The 15517-nt window shown below is 65.4% G+C and carries 14 protein-coding genes; 10 read left to right on the forward strand and 4 right to left on the reverse strand.

Annotated features, from left to right (window positions below; all coding sequences use genetic code 11):
* Window positions 1–7: 7 nt before the first annotated feature.
* The 10 genes from CK489_RS24755 to CK489_RS24800 all read left to right on the forward strand — a co-directional run bounded on the left by CK489_RS24755 (window position 8) and on the right by CK489_RS24800 (window position 9858).
* Window positions 8–964, forward strand: coding sequence for a sugar kinase (locus CK489_RS24755; RefSeq protein ID WP_050627005.1), 957 nt, complete (start codon window positions 8–10; stop codon window positions 962–964).
* Entirely contained in the window at window positions 961–1611 is a 651-nt protein-coding gene (eda, locus tag CK489_RS24760; protein WP_095734137.1) for a bifunctional 4-hydroxy-2-oxoglutarate aldolase/2-dehydro-3-deoxy-phosphogluconate aldolase, read from the forward strand. Before CK489_RS24755 ends, eda begins: the two co-directional genes overlap by 4 nt.
* A 44-nt stretch (window positions 1612–1655) precedes the next feature.
* Window positions 1656–2828, forward strand: a complete 1173-nt coding sequence (locus CK489_RS24765; RefSeq protein ID WP_095734138.1) for an acetyl-CoA acetyltransferase — start codon at window positions 1656–1658, stop codon at window positions 2826–2828.
* 1 nt (window position 2829) lies between these two features.
* Complete coding sequence (locus tag CK489_RS24770) at window positions 2830–4368, forward strand: class I adenylate-forming enzyme family protein (protein WP_095734139.1); 1539 nt, start codon at window positions 2830–2832, stop codon at window positions 4366–4368.
* Between the two features lie 144 nt (window positions 4369–4512).
* A complete protein-coding gene (locus CK489_RS24775) occupies window positions 4513–4716 on the forward strand; it encodes a hypothetical protein (protein ID WP_050627002.1) in 204 nt (67 codons plus the stop codon).
* 184 nt (window positions 4717–4900) lie between these two features.
* Window positions 4901–6100: a CaiB/BaiF CoA transferase family protein gene (locus CK489_RS24780; protein WP_095734140.1), complete on the forward strand. Its 1200-nt coding sequence runs from the start codon at window positions 4901–4903 to the stop codon at window positions 6098–6100.
* 11 nt (window positions 6101–6111) lie between these two features.
* Window positions 6112–7278, forward strand: coding sequence for an acyl-CoA dehydrogenase family protein (locus tag CK489_RS24785; protein WP_028344637.1), 1167 nt, complete (start codon window positions 6112–6114; stop codon window positions 7276–7278).
* An 87-nt stretch (window positions 7279–7365) separates the two neighbouring features.
* Window positions 7366–8502 carry a thiolase family protein gene (locus CK489_RS24790; protein ID WP_095734141.1) on the forward strand — a complete coding sequence of 379 codons (1137 nt, stop codon included), beginning with the start codon at window positions 7366–7368 and terminating at the stop codon, window positions 8500–8502.
* Complete coding sequence (locus tag CK489_RS24795; protein WP_095734142.1) at window positions 8499–8858, forward strand: Zn-ribbon domain-containing OB-fold protein; 360 nt, start codon at window positions 8499–8501, stop codon at window positions 8856–8858. Before CK489_RS24790 ends, CK489_RS24795 begins: the two co-directional genes overlap by 4 nt.
* Window positions 8859–9330: 472 nt before the next feature.
* Window positions 9331–9858, forward strand: coding sequence for a carboxymuconolactone decarboxylase family protein (locus tag CK489_RS24800; RefSeq protein WP_095734143.1), 528 nt, complete (start codon window positions 9331–9333; stop codon window positions 9856–9858).
* A gap of 49 nt (window positions 9859–9907) precedes the next feature.
* Here the strand turns inward: CK489_RS24800 and glsA are convergent, their stop codons facing one another.
* The 4 genes from glsA to CK489_RS24820 form a co-directional block, all read right to left on the reverse strand.
* On the reverse strand, window positions 9908–11767 hold the full coding sequence (glsA, locus tag CK489_RS24805; protein ID WP_095734144.1) for a glutaminase A: 1860 nt from the start codon (window positions 11765–11767) through the stop codon (window positions 9908–9910).
* Between the two features lie 22 nt (window positions 11768–11789).
* Window positions 11790–13853 carry a TRAP transporter permease gene (locus CK489_RS24810; protein ID WP_095734145.1) on the reverse strand — a complete coding sequence of 688 codons (2064 nt, stop codon included), beginning with the start codon at window positions 13851–13853 and terminating at the stop codon, window positions 11790–11792.
* A 47-nt stretch (window positions 13854–13900) separates the two neighbouring features.
* Window positions 13901–15064: a TAXI family TRAP transporter solute-binding subunit gene (locus CK489_RS24815; RefSeq protein ID WP_095734146.1), complete on the reverse strand. Its 1164-nt coding sequence runs from the start codon at window positions 15062–15064 to the stop codon at window positions 13901–13903.
* A 153-nt stretch (window positions 15065–15217) separates the two neighbouring features.
* Entirely contained in the window at window positions 15218–15439 is a 222-nt protein-coding gene (locus tag CK489_RS24820) for an acyl-CoA carboxylase biotin carboxyl carrier protein subunit (RefSeq protein WP_095734147.1), read from the reverse strand.
* Window positions 15440–15517 lie beyond the last annotated feature (78 nt).

The raw sequence follows: 15517 nt of genomic DNA on the forward strand, positions 1-15517 counted from the left end.
TCTTGGGATGACCAGGGTTGCCAGCATCGGCGAATGCATGATCGAACTGCGCCAGGCGCCGGGCGGGCAGCTTGGTGGATTGTATTCGCGCTTCTATGGCGGCGACACGCTGAACACGGCGGTCTATCTGTCCCGGCTCGGTGTCCACATCGATTACATCACGGCGGTCGGCGACGACGCGCTCAGTGATGAGATGATCGCCGGCTGGGCGGCGGAAGGCATCGGGACCAAGCATGTCGCGCGATTGGCGGGCAGGCTGCCCGGGCTCTATATGATCCAGACCGACGACAAGGGCGAGCGGCGGTTCTTCCACTGGCGCGACAGCGCCGCCGCCCGCGAGCTGATGGACCTGCCCGAGACGGAAGATCTCCTGAACTCGCTCGCGACGTACGACCTCGTCTATCTCTCTGCGATCTCGCTCTCGATCCTGCGCGAGGAGGGACGCGAGCGGCTGATGGCGGCGCTGACGCGGGCGCGGCTCCTGGGCACGCGTTTCGCGTTCGACACCAATTTCCGCGCCCGCGGCTGGCCGGATCTGACTATCGCGCGGAAGGTGTTCAGCAGTGCGTTTGAGACCGCCGATATCGTGCTGGCTTCGACCGAAGACTTGGCGCCGCTCTATCCCGGCGAGAGCAACACGGCGCTGCTCGCTGGCATCTCGAGCCCCGAGGTCGTGCTGAAGCTCGCCGAGCCCGCCTGCATCGTGCGCTCCCACGCAGGGACGAACGAGGTGAGGGCGGAGCCGCTCATCAAGCCGGTGGTCGATACCACGGCGGCCGGCGACAGTTTCGCCGCGGCCTATCTTGCTGCGCGGCTCGGTGGTGCTGAGCCTCCCGAGGCGGCGCGCGCCGGTCACCGTCTAGCCGGCGTCGTGGTGTGCTATCCCGGTGCGATCATTCCGCGCTACGCCATGCCGCCGAAGAAGGCGCCTCGTCCCCCACCATCCCGCAAGGCCTCGCAATGACGACGACATCAAAGCAGGACCGGATCGCCGAGCTGATCCGCCAGGCCACCGTGATCCCGGTGCTGACCATCGAGCGGCTCGAGGACGCCGTACCCCTCGCGAGGGCGTTGGTCGCGGGAGGCGTGCGGACGCTGGAGGTGACGCTGCGTACGGCGGTCGCGGCCGATGCGGCCAAGGCCATCATCACCGAGGTGCCCGACGCGGTGGTCGGGATCGGCACCATCCTCAATGCCGACGATCTGGCCCGCGCCGAGGCGCTCGGTGCCAAATTCGGCATCAGCCCGGGGGCGACGCCCGAGCTGCTGAAGGCGGTCGCTGCCAGCAAGCTGCCGTTCGCGCCGGGGATTGCGACCGCCTCCGAGCTGATGCAGGCGCTGGCCCACGGCTTCGACGTCGTCAAATTCTTCCCCGCCGAGCAGGCCGGCGGTATCAAGGCACTGCGCGCCTTGGCCGGCCCATTCCCGCATGTCAGGGTCTGCCCGACCGGCGGGATTGGTGAGGCCAATGCGGCGACCTGGCTTGCCGAGCCGAACGTGCTGGCGGTCGGCGGCTCCTGGCTGTGCCCGGCGGCCGATATCCGCGCCGGCAACTGGGCGGGCATAACCGCCATGTGCGCCAAGGCGATGAAAACGCTGAAAGCCGCCTGAAGATACGCTACATAACTCCCGAACAGGAACAGGGAGATACGGCCATGACAGCAGCCAGCATCGTAGGTTGGGCGCACACGCCATTCGGAAAGTTCGACGCGGAGACCGTCGAGGGTCTCGTGGTCAAGGTCGCCAATGAGGCGCTCGCCGATGCCGGCATTGCCGCGTCCGATGTCGACGAGATCATGCTCGGCCATTTCAACGCCGGCTTCTCGCCGCAGGATTTCACGGCTTCCCTGGTGCTGCAGGCCAATCCGGCGCTGCGCTTCAAGCCGACCACCCGGGTCGAGAACGCCTGCGCCACCGGTTCAGCCGCCGTGCATCAGGGCATTCGCGCCATCGAGGCCGGCGCTGCCAAGATCGTGCTGGTGGTCGGCGTCGAGCAGATGACCAAGACGCCGGGGCCGGAGATCGGCAAGAACCTTCTGAAGGCATCGTATCTGCCCGAGGACGGCGACACGGTCGGCGGCTTCGCGGGCGTGTTCGGCAAGATCGCGCAGTCCTATTTCCAGAAATACGGCGACCAGTCGGACGCGCTGGCGATGATCGCGGCGAAGAACCACAAGAACGGCGTCGCCAATCCCTATGCGCAGATGCGCAAGGATTTCGGCTTCGAGTTCTGCCGCGCCGAGAGCGAGAAGAACCCCTATGTCGCCGGCCCCTTGAAGCGCACCGACTGCTCGCTGGTGTCGGATGGCGCCGCCGCGCTGGTGCTGGCCGATGCCGAGACCGCCAGGACCATGGGCAAGGCGGTGAACATCCGCGCGACCGCGCATGCACAGGATTTCCTGCCGATGTCCAAGCGCGACATCCTGCAGTTCGAAGGCTGCACCGTTGCCTGGCAGCGTGCGCTGGACAAGGCTGGCCTGAAGCTCTCCGATCTGTCCTTTGTCGAAACCCACGACTGCTTCACGGTCGCCGAGCTGATCGAATATGAAGCGATGGGTCTGACGCCGAAGGGGCAGGGTGCGCGCGCCATCAAGGAAGGTTGGACCCAGAAGGACGGCAAGCTGCCGGTCAATCCGTCCGGCGGTCTCAAGGCCAAGGGCCATCCGATCGGCGCCACCGGCGTCTCCATGCACGTGATGAGCGCGATGCAGCTCGCCGGGCAGGCGCCCGAGGGCATGCAGCTCAAGAACGCCCAGATCGGCGGCATCTTCAACATGGGCGGTGCTGCGGTCGCCAATTACGTCTCGATCCTCGAGCCGGCGAAGTAGCTTGAACATTGGCGAATGGCTGGCAGCGACGGCGCGGGCGCGTCCCGATGCGCCGGCGCTGCTGACCGGCTTTGATCTCGACGCCGATTACGCGACCTTCGCCCGCCGCGCCGCCTCGATCGGGGCGGCGCTGGCGCGCGATCACGGGGTTGCCGCCGGCGACCGCGTCGCGCTGTTTGCCAGCAATTGCACGCAATATCTCGAATGCCTCTACGGCATCTGGTGGGTCGGCGCGGCCGCGATCCCGATCAACGCCAAGCTGCACGGCCGCGAGGCGGCCTGGATCTGCGGCAACGGCGGTGCCAAACTCGCTTTCGTCTCCGATGACACGATCAGCGCGTTGACGGAGGCGCGGGACGACTGCCCCGCCGGCATGACCATGCTGTCGGTCGACAGCGACGCGTACAGGGCGATGCGCAGCGGCGAGGGCGCGCTTGAGCCTCTGCCGCGCGAGAGCAACGATCTCGCCTGGCTGTTTTATACATCCGGCACCACAGGCCGTCCCAAGGGCGTGATGCTGAGCCACGGCAATCTGCTTGCGATGTCGCTGTGCTATCTCGCCGACGTCGATCCGGCGACGCCCAACGATGCCTCGCTCTATGCCGCGCCGATCTCGCATGGCGCGGGTCTCTACAATTTTCCGCATGTCCGCATGGGCGGCCGCCACGTCGTTCCCGAAACCGGCGGCTTCGACCCGGACGAAGTGCTCAACCTCGGCCGGCAGCTCGACAATGTCGTGATGTTCGCGGCGCCCACCATGGTGCGCCGGTTGGTCGATGCCGCCAAGAAGCGTGGCGAGAACGGCGAGGGGCTGCGCACCATCATCTATGGCGGCGGGCCGATGTACACGGCCGACATCAGAGATGCGATGGCGACGATGGGCCTGCGCTTCGTGCAGATCTACGGCCAGGGCGAGTCGCCGATGACGATCACGGCGCTGTCGCGCGAATGGCATGGGCAGAGCGATCACCCGCGCTATCTCGAACGGCTGGCCTCGGTCGGCACCGCGCAGAGCGTCGTCACCGTGCGCATCACCGGCAAGGACGGCAAGCCGCTGCCCGCCGGCGCGACCGGCGAGATCGAGGTTAAGGGCTTAACCGTGATGCTCGGCTACTGGAACAATCCGAAGGCCAATGCGGAGACGCTGAAGGACGGCTGGCTACGCACCGGCGATGTCGGCCGGCTCGACGCCGACGGCTTCCTGACGCTGTCAGACCGCTCCAAGGATGTGATCATCTCCGGCGGCACCAATATCTATCCGCGCGAGGTCGAGGAAGCCCTGCTGACGCATCCAGACGTCCGCGAGGTCTCGGCGATCGGTGTGCCGGATCCGGAATGGGGCGAGATCGTGGTCGCCTGCGTCGTGCTGGAGGATGGCGCCATCGCCGACAACGGCAGGCTCGATGCGCATTGCCTTGCCTCGATTGCCCGCTTCAAGCGGCCGAAACGCTACGTCTATCTCGATGCCTTGCCGAAGAACAATTACGGCAAGGTGCTGAAGACCGCGCTGCGGGAGATGATGGCCAAAGGCATGGGCTAGGGCGCGGTGAGGCCGGGTTGAATCGAAAATATCGAAAACAACCCCATGCACAGTAGGGATTGGGGTCGCTGGAGCCGTTAAGGGATAGGCCGCCGTCTCCCGTCGCGCTAAGCTGCCTGCGCCCAGTCACCGGGAGAACGGACCATGGGAATCGAGACGTCTCTGTCGCTGTCGGAAGTGAACGATCGCATCGCGATCCTCCGGGACAATATCAGGCAGCTGATCGAGCAGGCCGCAGGCGCTGCCGGCGCCGAAGTCGAGGAGCGCATCGCCGAGCGGCTCGAGCAGCAGAACGCGGAACTGGAGAAGCTCCTGAAGGCGCGCGAGGTGATGACGGGTGGCCGGTAGGATGGGCGAGGGCGCGTGCGCCGTGCCCACCCTCCGCCGGCTCTGAAAGAATGCACGCGTTCCGTTTCGCGGAAACTGCCGGCCGCCACCGCGCATACGCCCATACGCCCGGCGCAGCTTGATCTCCGAGAAAACCTCCCGTTACTAGGCTTCAATCCAGAACAGCCGGGGAGCGAGCAGCACGATGGGACCATTGCAGGGTATCAAGGTCGTCGACATGACGACCGTGCTGATGGGACCCTACGCCACGCAGATGCTCGGCGATTACGGCGCCGACGTCATCAAGGTGGAATCGCCCGACGGCGACGTGACGCGGCAGATCGGTCCGACCCGGCATCCCGGCATGGGCCCGGTGTTCCTCAACACCAACCGCAGCAAGCGCTCGGTCTGCCTCGACCTGAAGAAGCCGGCGGGGCGCGAGGCCGTGCTGCGGCTGATCGCGAAGGCCGACGTGCTGGTCTACAATGTGCGGCCGCAGGCGATGGCGCGGCTGCAGCTCGGCTACGACGTCGTCGCCAAGGTCAATCCGCGGCTGATCTATGCCGGCGTGTTCGGCTTCGGCCAGAACGGGCCCTATGCGGCGAAGCCCGCCTATGACGATCTGATCCAGGGCGCCACCGCGCTGCCGGCGCTGATGGCGCAGACCTCGGACGGCGTGCCGCGCTACGTGCCGAACGCGCTGGTCGATCGCATCGTCGGCCTCACCGCGGTCGGCGCGATCTGCGCGAGCCTCGTGCATCGCGACCGCACCGGGCAGGGCCAACGCGTCGACATCCCGATGTTCGAGACCATGGCCGGCTTCGTCATGGGCGATCACATGGGCGGGCTCACTTACGATCCTCCGCTCGACAAGGGCGGCTATGCGCGCCACCTCTCGCCGGACCGGCGGCCGTACAAGACGCTGGACGGCTACATCTGCGTGATCGTCTACAACGACAAGCAGTGGGAGAATTTCTTCAAGGCGACCGGGCGCGACGATCTGCGCAGCGATCCGAAATTCGCCACCTTCGCCGGCCGCGCCACCAACATCGATGTCGTCTATGCCGAGCTCGCGCGCATTCTTGAGACCAAGACCACGGCCGAATGGAACGCAATCCTCGAGAAGGCCGACGTGCCCGTGATGCCGATGCATGATCTTGAGAGCCTGCTCGAGGACCCGCATATGGTTGCGACCGGTGTCTTCCCCGTGATCGATCATCCGACCGAGGGCCGCATCCGCAGCATGACGCCGTCGGCGCGCTGGTCGGAGACCAAGGTCGAGCCGAGCCGGCTGGCACCGCGGCTCGGCGAGCACAGCGTGGAAATTCTGCGGGAAGCGGGTTTCTCCGCCGAGGAGATCGCGGCGATGCTGCGCGACGGCGCGGCCAAAGCAGTGCAGGCATAGGAGCACGACAGATGGATTTCGCACTCTCCGCCAACCAGGAATCGATCCGCGACGCGGTGGCAAAAATCTGCTCGCGCTTTGACGAAGCCTACTGGCTGAAGAAGGACAAGGAGGGCGGCTATCCGGCCGACTTCCACCGCGCGCTCGCGGATGCCGGCTGGCTCGGCATCTGTATCCCCGAGGAATATGGCGGCTCCGGGCTCGGCATCACCGATGCCGCGATCATGATGCGAACGATCTCGGAATCCGGCGCCGGCATGTCCGGCGCATCGGCCGTGCACATGAACGTGTTCGGACTCAATCCGGTGGTGGTGTTCGGCACCAAGGAACAGTGCCAGCGCATGCTGCCGCCGATCATCGACGGCCGCGACAAGTCCTGTTTCGCGGTGACCGAGCCCAACACCGGCCTCAACACCACGCAGCTCAAGACCCGCGCCGTGCGGCAGGGCGACAAGTACATCGTCAACGGCCAGAAGGTGTGGATCTCGACCGCGCAGGTCGCCAACAAGATCCTGCTGCTCGCGCGCACCACGCCGCTGGAGGAGGTGCGCAGCCCGACCCATGGGCTGAGCCTGTTCTACACCGATTTCGACCGCAAGCGCGTCACCGTGCATGAGATCGAGAAGATGGGCCGCAAGCCGGTCGACTCCAACGAATTGTTCTTCGAGAATTTCGAGATCCCGGTCGAGGACCGCATCGGCGAAGAGGGCCGCGGCTTCGAATACATCCTGCACGGCATGAACCCCGAGCGCATCCTGATCGCGGCCGAAGCGGTCGGCCTCGGCCAGATCGCGCTGAAGCGGGCGTCGGAATATGCCAAGGGCCGCATCGTGTTCAACCGCCCGATCGGCATGAACCAGGCGATCCAGCATCCGCTGGCGAAGTGCTGGATGGAGCTTGAAGCGGCCTGGCTGATGGTGCTGCGCGCCGGCTGGCAGTATGACCAGAACCTGCCGTGCGGCCCCGCGGCGAACTCGGCGAAATATCTCGCGGCGGAAGCCGGCTTCCACGCCTGCGAGCAGGCGGTGATGACCCATGGTGGCTTCGGCTATGCCAAGGAGTACCACGTCGAGCGCTACCTGCGGGAGTCGCTGATCCCGCGCATCGCGCCAATCAGCCCGCAACTCATCCTCAGCTTCATCGGTGAGAAGGTGCTCGGCCTTCCGAAGTCGTATTGATGATCAGCGCGAGATATCTCCGCTCGTCATTCCGGGATGCGCCGCAAGGCGCAGGCCCGGAATGACGGGGGAGAGGGTAGGGACACCATGAGCTTCGTCACCGGCGTTGGCCTCACATCCTACGGCAAGCATGAGGGCTCATCCTCGCTCGACCTGATGAGCAAGGCGGCCGAGCTTGCGATCACGGATGCAGGGCTGAAGCGATCCGACATCGACGGCATCCTGTGCGGCTACTCTACGGTGTCGCCGCACATCATGCTGGCCACCGTGTTCGCCGAGCATTTCGGCATTCGGCCGTCCTACGCCCATGCCGTGCAGGTCGGCGGCGCCACCGGGCTTGCCATGACCATGCTGGCGCATCAGCTCGTCGATGCCGGCGTGGCCAAGCACGTGCTGGTGGTCGGCGGCGAGAACCGGCTGACCGGACAGAGCCGCGACGCCTCGATCCAGGCGCTGGCCCAGGTCGGGCATCCCGACTACGAGGTGACGCTGGGGCCGACGATCCCGGCCTATTACGGCCTGGTCGCGACCCGCTACATGCATGAATATGGCCTCACGCAGGAGGACCTGGCCGAGTTCGCCGTCTTGATGCGCAAGCACGCGCTGACGCATCCCGGCGCCCAGTTCCACGAGCCGATCACGGTTGCCGACGTGATGGCTTCGAAGCCGGTGGCGATGCCGCTCAAGCTGCTTGACTGCTGTCCGGTGTCGGACGGCGGCGCCGCCTGCGTGGTCAGCCGCGAGCCGACCGGGGACCGGCGGATCCGCGTCCGCGGCTGCGCCCAGGCGCACACCCATCAGCACGTCACGGCCGCGCCCGCATTGAGCGAGCTCGGTGCGGAGATTTCGATCGCGAAAGCGAAGCAGGCGGCCGGCATTGCGATCTCGGACGTGCGTTACGCCGCAGTCTACGACAGCTTCACGATCACGCTGGCGATGCTGCTGGAGGATCTCGGCCTCGCCGGACGCGGCGAGGCGGCGGCGCGGGTGCGCGCCGGCTATTTCAACGGGGATGGCGAGATGCCGCTCAACACCCATGGCGGATTGCTCAGCTATGGCCATTGCGGCGTCGGCGGCGCGATGGCGCATCTGGTCGAAACCCAGCTGCAGATGACCGGCCGCGCCGAAAACCGTCAGGTGCGCGACGCCTCGGTCGCGCTGCTGCACGGCGACGGCGGCGTGCTGTCCTCGCATGTCAGCATGTTCCTGGAGCGCGTGCGATGAGCGGACCGATCGCTGACTGGACCAAGGGCGCGGAAGCCATCGTCTATCAGACCTGCAACGCCTGCGGCGCGCGGCAATATTTCCGCCGCAGCTTCTGCGCCGCCTGCGGCGCGACTGATCTCGCCGAGCATCGCGCGAGCGGGGCAGGGACGGTGTATGCGACCTCGCTGGTCTGCCGTGCCGCAACGCCGGAGACGCGGGCGCATGTGCCTTACAACATCGTGCTGGTCGATGCTGACGAGGGCTTTCGCATGATGGCCCATGGCGACAACGACCTTGCCATCGGCGACAAGGTCTTGGCGCGCTTCACGCAGTTTGCCGGACGGCTGGTTCCATACTTTGCAAAGACGAAATGAGGGGCTGAACGATCCAGTCAGAACGCCAAACCAGGCTGAATTGGGTCGCTCTCGCCCCTCCAGTTGCGGATCATTTTGGGCATGATCTTTTCCGAAAACCGCTACACACTTTTCGGGATCATGCTTCAGTGCCAGTAAAAGACAAAGCTGGCGATGACGAGCATCGCCGTCACCGCCAGCATTTGCGCAAGCGCTTCCGAGGCCGCCCTCTTGGTGGCTTCCTTCATGCGTTTCCCCTAGACTTGGGCGTGACTCATCGTTGCGCCGAGAACGCGCAAGACGGCCAGATTTTTGTACTCGGAACACCCCGCGTCGAGCATTCGCTTTGATGAGTCCCCACTCAGCGAATATCGACTTTCGCAGGGTTGTCTTTGAATGCGGCGGCAATTTGACTCGGGCGTGTTGCTCCTGCGACGGCCGGCAGATACTGTTTCGAACCCGACAGAAACGACAGCAAGATCAAGGTTAGGAAATGGCCCGTATCGACTACTCCGATCCCGCGAAGGCAAGCCCGCGCACCCGCGAGATCCTCGACAAGAACCGCAACGCCAACATCTTCCGCATGATGGCGCATTCGCCGAGTTACTTTGAACAGTACTGCCGGCTCGGCGGCGCGATCCGTCACAAGGGTGAGCTCGATCCGGTCGTGCGCGAGCTTGCGATCACGCGCACCGGCATTCTCTGCGAGGCGCCTTACGAAATCGTCGCGCATAAGCGCATCGGCAAGAATGTCGGCGTTACCGATGAGCAGAACGCAGCGCTCGACGACTGGCAGTCCGCGAGCTGCTTCAACGAGGTGCAGCGCACCGCGCTCACCTTCACCGACGAGATCGTCAAGCTGAAGAAGCCGACGGACGCGACCTTCAAGGCGATCGCGGCGCTGCTGACGCCGGCCGCCTTGATCGAGCTGCAGCTCTCGGTCGGCTTCTACATCATGACGTCGAAGTTTCTCGAGACTTTCGAGATCGACATGCAGCCGGTGACGGAAGTGGTGAGTTGACCCTTTCTTCGCCTCGCCCGGCAAGGGCGGGGCGAGCGAGCAGAAAGACCTACCCCGACGTCAGCAGATCCACCTTCGCGTTCGCCACGATCAGCCGCTCGGCGAGAATCTGGGCGAGGTTGCGCATGATCCGCTCGCCGGCACGCGGATGCTGCTCCCGGAAGCGCTCGAAATCTGCAATCGATACCTCATAGGCGGTGGCCGACATGTCGGCCACCACATCCGCCGAGCGCTTCGGCTCCAGCAGCGCCATCTCGCCGAACGCCATGCCGGCGGTCAGCGTCGCGAGCCGGATGCCGTCGGGCAAGGTGACGTGGACCACGCCGCTGCGCAGGAAGAACAACGAGCTCGCGTCGCTGCCTGCGGTGATGATCTTTTCGTTCGGCTGGTAGGCCCTGACCGCGCAGAGCGAGGCGAGATCGGCGATCTCGTCGGCGCTCAGTCCGGCAAGCAGCGGTTGCTCGGCAAGCTCCGTGGTCTCGAGGAAGTCGATCGAGCCGCCATAGCGGTAGACGATCTGGTCCTCGGCCCATTCGATCGCGGTGTCGAGCAGGTAGAAATCCCTGATATTGCCCAGCCGGTTGGTCCACTCGCTGATCGTGGTCCATTCGCGCGAGGTCCGCTTGATGCCGGACAGGATCACGGTGACGCCGAGCTCGGCCAGCTCCTGGAAGGCCTCCGCCACCAGTCGGGCGCCGGCGCGCGTCGTCGCGGTGACGCGGCGCAGGTCGAAGATCACGAATTCCGGTCGCGGGCTGCCGGCGAGGCGGCGCGAGACATAGTCGACATTGGAGAGCGACAGCGTGCCGACCAGTTCGATCACGCGCACCTCCTGGAAGTGCTTGGCCAGGATCTCCTGCTCCTGTGGCCGCCGCACCCGACGCGACGGGTTCTTGCCGATGTTGTAGTCGGCGATGATGCTGTGGCGGGCGTCGTCGCTGCGGTTCAGCATGTGCAGGTCGTAATGCGCCGACAGCGTCTCGCAGACCTTGATGCCGCGTACGCTGTTGCCGTGCTTGTCGAGCTTCGGCGAGTAGCTGCCGAGTCCGAGCCGCGCCGGCAGCGCTGCCAGGATGCCGCCGCCGACGCCGCTCTTGGCGGGAATGCCGACGCGGTAGATCCATTCGCCGGCGAAGTCGTACATGCCCGACGAGGTCATCACCGACAGCGTGCGCGCGATCGCGTAGGGCGTCACCACCTGCTCGCCGGTCAGCGGGTTGATGCCGCGGTTGGCGAGCGTCGCCGCCATCACGGCGGTGTCGCGCGCAGTGACGAGGATGGCGCATTGCCGGAAATAGACGTCGAGCACTGCCGGCACGTTCTCGGTGATCACGCTGTTGGTGCGCAAGAGATAGCCGATCGCCCGGTTGCGGTCGCCGGTGGCGCTCTCGGAGGCGTAGACCGCCTCGTCGACGTCGAGCTCGCGGCCAGCGAAGCGGCCGAGCGCGTGACGAATATAGTCGAACGCGCCGTCGCCCTTGTCGGCATGGAGCAGGCCCGAGCAGGCGATCGCGCCGGCATTGACCATCGCATTGAACGGATGGTTGTCGGCATTGAGCCGGATCGAATTGAAGGGGTCGCCAGACGGCTCGACGCCGATCACGCTCTCCACCCGCTCGGCGCCCAGGGTGTCGAGCGCAAGCGCGAACACGAACGGCTTGGACATCGACTGGATGGTGAAGGGAACGCGGGTGTCGCCGACCTCGTAGACGTGGCCGTCAAGCGTCGCGAGGCTGATGCCAAAATGGGCAGGATCGGCCTTGCCCAGCTCGGGGATGTAATCGGCCACTGCGCCGGCGGCCTCGGTGACGAAATTTGCGTAACAAGTGTGCAGAAACCGCAGCAGCGGCGGCTGCGAGCGGGTCCAGTTGACGGTGCTGGCGGTGACGGGAGGAGGCGATCGTTTCATCGCCTCCTGTTGTGCAACGCAATCAGGGCGCGCGCAACTGGTTCGGGACCAGCGCCTGGCGGCGGACCAGCATCAGCGCGATCAGGATCGTCGGGGCGAGGATCGCCAGCCCCAGCAGCGTGACTTGCAACTGCGACAGCGGGTTGATGCCGCCGCCGGGCGTCGCCAGCACGAAGCCGCCGATTACAAGTAGCACCCGCAGCGGCCACTCCAGCGCGCCGGCGCCGCGGAGGTCGCCGACGAACGCCTGATAGCCCTGGATGCCGCCGCAGATGAACAGCGTGCCGCACGCTGCCAGCGCCATCAGGCCGAGGCCGGCGAGATAGGGGCTCGGGCCCTGCATCACCAGCGCCGGGTTGAGTACGAAGAAGAACGGGATGAAATAGATGATGCTGCCGACCCACATCGATTCCCATCCGGTCTTCATCGCGGGCGAGCCGGCGATACCGGCCGCGGCAAAGGAGGCGATCGCGACCGGCGGCGTGATCGACGACAGCATGCCCCAGTAGAAGATGAACATGTGCACTGCCATCCGGTTGAGTCCGAGCTTCTCCAGCGCCGGCGCGACCAGGATGGCGAGGAAGATGTAGCAGGCCGTTGTGGTCAGCCCGAGGCCGAGGATCAGGCTGGTGAAGGCGCACATCACGAGCAGCAGGAACGCGTTGTCGCCGGCGAGCGTCAGCAGGTCGTTGGCGAGGCTCGAAACCACGCCGGTCATCGAGAACGCGCCGATCAAGAGGCCGCAGCCGGCGAGGATACCGACCAGTTCGACGAAGGTGCGGCCGTTGACTTCGAGGAATTTTCCGATCGTCGCGAAGCTCCAGCGGGTCTCCTTGGAGAAGATCTGGTTGAGCACCAGCAACAGCGCGGTCGCATAGAACGGCGCGTGGCTCTCGCGCTTGAAATACAGCAGCATCACGATCAGCAGCGCGATCACGAAGACGTAGTACCAGCCGTCCTTGATCGTATCCATCACCCGCGGCAGCTCGGCGCGCGGGATGCCCTTCAGCCCATGGCGCGCGGCGTAGGAATCGACCTGCATGAACAGGCCGATATAGTACAGCGTCGCCGGGACGATCGCGGCGACCGCGACCTCGGCGTAGCTGATGTTGAGGAACTGGGCGATCACGAACGCGGTCGCGCCCATCACCGGCGGCGCCAGCACCGCGCCGGTCGAGGCGCAGGCCTCGATCGCGCCGGCATAGGAGGCGCGGAAGCCGCTCTTCTTCATGACCGGGATCGTCATGGTGCCTGCGGTCAGCACGTTGGAGACGATCGAGCCCGACATCATGCCGAGCAGGCCGGAGGCGAAAATGCACACCTTGGCGGCACCGCCGCGGAACGTGCCGCACAGTGCGAAGGCGAGGTTGATGAAGAACTTTCCGGCGCCGGTCATCATCAGCGCGGTGCCGAACACCAGGAAGCCGATCACGGTGTCGGCGAAGGCCTGGATCGGAATGCCGAGCAGGCTCTCGCCCGACAGCACGTGATAGGCCGTGGTCTGGTCAAGCGTGAGCTGCGATCCGCGGAAGGGGCCGAGCCAGCCCGCTTCGGCAAACAGCGGATACACGGTGAAGGGGAGCACGCTGAGCAGCAGGCTCCAGCCGCCGGTCCGGCGCAGCGCCTCCATCAGCATCGCCCACATTACGAGGCCGGCGATGATGACGTTGCGCGGTGCGCCGTCGGATTCCCAGCCATATTGCGCCGCCTTGCGCACGTTCAGCATCAGCCAGATCGAGGCGGCGAAGGTCGCGACCGCGAGCGCGAGGTCATACCAGGGAATGCGCGTCAGCGAAGCGCGCTCCGTTCCCGGAAAGATCAGGAACGTGAACGGCAGCATCAGCGCGATCAGAAGATAGAAATACTCGGTGTTGAGCTGGGTGTAGTCGATGAAGAAGCGCAGCGAGAATTGCTGGTTGATGCAGAGCAGGATGGTCGCGGCGGTCGCAACCACCAGCGCCCAGCGCCACGGCCCGTGCAAGGAGCGCACGCGCGTGACCTCGGCCTCCTGCAGATTGTCGAGGCCGGCGTGCGGATCCTCGAACTCGATTCGCTTCGCAGGCGCGGCCGCGGCGTTATCGGGCATCACGCATCCCCCAATGCTGTTGGTTTTGGCCGCAGGCCCGGCGGGCGTTACTCAAAGCCGTTCGGCATGCTGGCTTTCGCCAGCGCCGTGGCACGCGCCTTCATCCAGCCGTCGAGAAAGGCCTTGTCGTCCGCCGGCGGGTTCGACTTGCCGTAGTCGGTCCAGGCGGCGGCAAGCACCTCCTGCCGCTTGTAAAGCGCGGAGTTGTGCGCCTCCTGCGCGTCGCTCCAGTGGCCCGTCTCCTTGAGCGCCTTGACCGCGCCGGGATGCACGGGAACGACCCAGTTCTTGGTCTGCCGGTCGGCGCCGAGGCCGGCGGCTCCGGGCGCCGAATCCTTGTAGGCGTCGTAGTTGACGATCATCGCCTTGGTGATCGCATAGATCTGGTCGGCCGGCTGCGCGGCATAGGCGACGAAGATCGGGTAGGGATAATTGCCAAGCTGGATCGGCTTGTCGGGCGTGATGCCGGCGCCGCAGGTCGCGGTTTGCGGGAAGAAGAACGAGCCGACCTTCTTCACCCGCGCCCAGCCGTCCTTGTCGTCGGCGGGCAGCGGTGGCCACATCAATCCGCGCGGCGAGGTCTCGGCTTCCTTGGCGGGGCCGGTGATGGTGGTGCCGAAGGCCGCGTCAGCGTCGTTGTTGATCAAGCCTTTCCACATCGCGCCGTAGCTTGCGAACTCGACGATCTTGACGTCCTTCTCGGTGAGACCGCCGAAGGCGAGCATGGCAAGCGAGTTCTGGTTCAGCGCCGGCGAGCCGACCACGAAGCCGACGCGCTTGCCGCGCAGATCCTTGATCTGCTTGACGCCGGCATCGGCCGCAACGCCGAGCGCGCCGCAATTGCAGTCGACCGACGAGAGCAGCAGTTGCAGTGACTGCGGGCCCCATTCCCTGGCGCCGAACTCGAACACGCCTTCCTGCGCGAAATACGTTCCCGACCCCATCGCCGAGGAGATCGCGCGCTTGGCGCGCAGCGGCGCTAGCCGCGCGACGTCGTTGCCGGCCGGCAGCACGCGGACGTCGGTGCCGTATTTGTCCTTCATCATCTTGCCGACGCCGACCGCGATGTTGAAGCCGGCGGTGCCGGTGTCATAGGCGGTCACTGCCATGGTCGGCGGCAGCTTGATGTCCTCGGCCGAGGCGGGCAGGGCAGCGACGATCAAAAGGCCGGCAAGAGCGGCAGGCGCACGCGCCATCAGCCGAAGAAGCATAATTCCTCCCAGTGTTTCGCTGTACGAAATTTTTCTGAAGAGAATGATTGCATCACGAACTTGCGATGGCAACGCCACCACCCGCGCAAGCCGGCGATTAATGCCCGTGCATCACCAGACAGATTGTCGCGGGTGAGATTTGAGCGGTCGCCGTCAGGTCTCGACGATCGCGATCGCCTGGCCTTCGGCGATGACATCGTCAATCCGCACCAGAATCGACTTGATTTTGCCTGCTGCCGTCGATGTGACCGGGATCTCCATCTTCATCGCCTCGACGAACGCAATCTCGTCGCCGCTGCCGATGCTGCTGCCGGTTTCAACAGAAAGCGCGCAAACGCGCCCGGCAACGTCGGTCACAACCTTGATCTCTGGCATTCCACTCTCCGATACCGTCTTGCGGAAATTTCATCCGGCGAACGGCTTTTTGTTGTGGCGGCAGATTGCCTGAGGTAG

Origin of the sequence: Bradyrhizobium sp. UFLA03-84 (assembly GCF_002289535.1) — a bacterium.
Classification (GTDB): Bacteria; Pseudomonadota; Alphaproteobacteria; order Rhizobiales; family Xanthobacteraceae; genus Bradyrhizobium; species Bradyrhizobium viridifuturi.

What these genes read in the sequence shown, in the direction of transcription:
- CK489_RS24820 (WP_095734147.1), bottom strand. Translation starts at nt 15,439, where the DNA reads ATGCCAGAGATCAAGGTTGTGACCGACGTTGCCGGGCGCGTTTGCGCG.
- CK489_RS24790 (WP_095734141.1), top strand. Translation starts at nt 7,366, where the DNA reads ATGAGCTTCGTCACCGGCGTTGGCCTCACATCCTACGGCAAGCATGAG.
- CK489_RS24800 (WP_095734143.1), top strand. Translation starts at nt 9,331, where the DNA reads ATGGCCCGTATCGACTACTCCGATCCCGCGAAGGCAAGCCCGCGCACC.
- CK489_RS24755 (WP_050627005.1), top strand. Translation starts at nt 8, where the DNA reads ATGACCAGGGTTGCCAGCATCGGCGAATGCATGATCGAACTGCGCCAG.
- CK489_RS24795 (WP_095734142.1), top strand. Translation starts at nt 8,499, where the DNA reads ATGAGCGGACCGATCGCTGACTGGACCAAGGGCGCGGAAGCCATCGTC.
- glsA (WP_095734144.1), bottom strand. Translation starts at nt 11,767, where the DNA reads ATGAAACGATCGCCTCCTCCCGTCACCGCCAGCACCGTCAACTGGACC.
- CK489_RS24780 (WP_095734140.1), top strand. Translation starts at nt 4,901, where the DNA reads ATGGGACCATTGCAGGGTATCAAGGTCGTCGACATGACGACCGTGCTG.
- CK489_RS24815 (WP_095734146.1), bottom strand. Translation starts at nt 15,064, where the DNA reads ATGCTTCTTCGGCTGATGGCGCGTGCGCCTGCCGCTCTTGCCGGCCTT.
- CK489_RS24765 (WP_095734138.1), top strand. Translation starts at nt 1,656, where the DNA reads ATGACAGCAGCCAGCATCGTAGGTTGGGCGCACACGCCATTCGGAAAG.
- CK489_RS24775 (WP_050627002.1), top strand. Translation starts at nt 4,513, where the DNA reads ATGGGAATCGAGACGTCTCTGTCGCTGTCGGAAGTGAACGATCGCATC.
- CK489_RS24810 (WP_095734145.1), bottom strand. Translation starts at nt 13,853, where the DNA reads ATGCCCGATAACGCCGCGGCCGCGCCTGCGAAGCGAATCGAGTTCGAG.
- eda (WP_095734137.1), top strand. Translation starts at nt 961, where the DNA reads ATGACGACGACATCAAAGCAGGACCGGATCGCCGAGCTGATCCGCCAG.
- CK489_RS24785 (WP_028344637.1), top strand. Translation starts at nt 6,112, where the DNA reads ATGGATTTCGCACTCTCCGCCAACCAGGAATCGATCCGCGACGCGGTG.